The sequence below is a fragment of the Streptomyces sp. NPDC060209 genome (genome assembly GCF_042728155.1).
Taxonomy (GTDB): domain Bacteria; phylum Actinomycetota; class Actinomycetes; order Streptomycetales; family Streptomycetaceae; genus Streptomyces.
This window is the reverse complement of record NZ_JBHWZS010000534.1, coordinates 1-2,716: the sequence shown is the minus strand read 5'-3', so window position 1 is coordinate 2,716 and position 2,716 is coordinate 1. Positions and strand designations below refer to the sequence as shown.

At 72.6% G+C, this 2,716-nt stretch carries 1 protein-coding gene; it reads left to right on the top strand.

From position 1 onward, the window contains the following. Positions 1-88: 88 nt before the first annotated feature. Positions 89-2,599 (top strand): hypothetical protein, encoded by a 2,511-nt coding sequence (locus ACFWFI_RS42285; RefSeq protein ID WP_387401214.1) that lies wholly within the window; start codon positions 89-91, stop codon positions 2,597-2,599. Positions 2,600-2,716 lie beyond the last annotated feature (117 nt).

Sequence of the window (2,716 nt, the reverse complement as noted above, 5' to 3'; positions counted from 1 at the left end):
GCTTCGCGGTGACGGGGACCCGGAGGGCCTGGTCACAACCCTAACCACCGCGTACATGCACGGTGCCCTTCTGCCGGAGGCGCCTGAGATGAAGAGAGAGGACAGCCTCGTGGCCACCAAGTCCCCCGCCCGCCGCAGGCGCCAGCCCGCGGCGACCACGAAGCCCCGCAAAGCCGGGGGCGCTACGGCAACGGCGACCCCGGCTTCAGTTTCCGCCCAGGCCGTCGCCCCCGAGACCATCGTGCCGGTGGTGTTCCCGGAGGCCGTCCCGATCTTGGCCGATGCCGCCGACCGCGCCGCTGACCTCCGCGACCTGGCTGCCGACGATGTCGCGCGTATCCTCGCCGACGGGGAGGCCCGCGTCACCGAGCTGCTGGACGGCGCGCGCACCGAGGTTGCCTCGATCATCGAGGCAGCCAGCGCCGAACAGTCCCGGCTCCTGGCCGCTGCCGCGACGGACGCGGGCCGGGTCCGCGCGGAGGCTGCCACCACCGGGTTCGCCGACGCGGAGCAGGTCCGTGCCGACGCCGAAGCGAAGGCGGAGCAGGTGCTCGCCGACGCGCGCCTTGAGGCCGACGCTGTTACGACGAAGGCGACCGGTGAGGCCGACCAGGTCCTTGTCGATGCCCGCCGCCAGGCGGAAGAGGTCTCCACCGCGGCGGCCGCGCAGGCGGAGGAGGTGAAGAGCGAGGCCGGGCAGGCCGCCGCCAAGGCTCTCGCCGACGCGGAGAGCGTGCGCACCGAGCTGTTGGCCGGTGCGGAGCGTGCTGCGGCTGAGACCCGCACTCGTGCGACCACCGAGGCCGAACAGGTCCTGGAGCGGGCACGGGGCGAAGCCGAGAGGGTGGCCGCCGAGCTGCGTGAGGATGCCGCGCGTGAGCGGGAGGCGTCCCGTGCGGATGCGGTCCGCGCGCGGACGCTGACCAAGGAGGACATCGGCCGGCTGCGGGCGACGGCGGCCGAGGATGCCGAGCGTCTGACCCGCACCGCCCGCGAGGAAGCGGACCGGATCCTGGCTGCCGCCCGCACCAAGCGGGAGGCTGAGCTCAAGGAAGCCGGGCAGGCACTGGCCCAGGCCCGGCTGCGGGAAGCGGACGCGGACGTCACGCTGAAGGCTGCCGACGACATGGTGGCTGAGGCCGCCGCCCGGATGAAGCGCGCCACCGATCGCACTGAGCAGGCTCTGGAACGCAAGCGTCTGAGGCTCCAGGCCAGCGAGGAGCGCAGGGAGGCGATGGAGACCCGGAAGGCGAAGGCCCGTGAGCTTCGGGCTGCGGACCGGACGGGTAAGCCGGCCGTGGCCGACCGTGTCAGGAAGTTCGTGAAGGTCAACTCGGAGCGCCTGATGGTGATCGGCCCGATCACCGCGCCGATGGCCGTCGCGTGGACGGGGCAGGCCGGGTTCGCCGAGGACATCCTCGGCTGGGTCGTCCCGTTCACGATTCTGTTCGCCGCCGCCTGGGAACTGTCGACGGCGTTCGTCGGCTGGATGTACCACCAGGCCCGCCAGGGCGGTGATGCCGGAACCCTCTACCGGGTCTCCACCTGGATCTTCGCTCTGGGCGCCGCGGTCATGAACTTCTGGCACGCCTCTGGTGAGCCGGTGCCCGGCAGCCGGGTCTGGGACGTGAACGCCCAGGCGTGGACGGAGCAGATGACCTACTGGAATTTCACGCCGAAGGCTGTGGCGTTCGCCGCCATGTCGATCGTCGGGATGGTGCTGTGGGAGCTGTACGCCTCGCTGATCCACCGCCGCAAGCTCCGTGAGGACGGCAGGGTCGCCAAGGCCCGTCCCTCCATGGGGGCGGTCCGCTGGGTCCGCTACCCGCGCCACAGCTTCACCGCCTGGTCCCTCGCGATCACCGACGCACGGCTGACCACGCTGGACCGGGCCTGGACCGCAGCCGGTGTGCAGCTCGCGGACCGCAAGGCGGTCCGGACCGGTCTGGCCCTGCACCGCGTCGTCGTCCCCCGGGTCCGGACCGCCGGTCACGGACCGGCCTCCATCCCCGCGATCCTCACTCTCACCCGCACGGACCGGTCCGGACCGCACGAGGCACCCGTTGCGGTCCGCCCGGTCCAGCACGCCGCTCACGCGGTCCGGTCCGGTCCTGGATACAGCAGCGCGGTCCACGGTCGGGTCCGGACCGAAGGAGTCTCGGACCGGACTGGCGGACCGGCACTCGCTCTGGAGCCCGGTCCGGCCGACCGTAGGGGCGCTGACCAGCAGACCAACCCTGGTCCGGACCGGGGTTCTCGGACCGTGCCTGCCAATCGGACCGCACCGGCAGCCCGTAGCGGTACAGCCCGGACCGCCGACGCCGCCCCCGGCACACAGGGGACGGACCGGACCGGACCGGCGGACCGGCAGGCCCCGGACAGCGCATCGGGTCCGGATCGAGGAGAGGAAGGCGGTCCGGACCACACGGTCATCTCGCTCACGGACCTGGAGCGGACCGCACTGGACCGGCTCCGGACCGCGAAGCAGCCACTGAACCGGGCCAACATCGCCAACGCGGTCCGGACCGAGGGCGGGACCATCGCAACGGACCGCGCCGGGCAGATCGCGGTCGCCCTCAAGCAGAACACGGTCCACTGACCGGACCGCCCGCACGACGCACCTGCCGCTCATAGTCGCCACCGGTCCGCGCTCGCGTCTCAAGCGCGGACCGGTGACGGCCACGGCCGGCAGGCCGCACCCTGCCCCTAACACGGC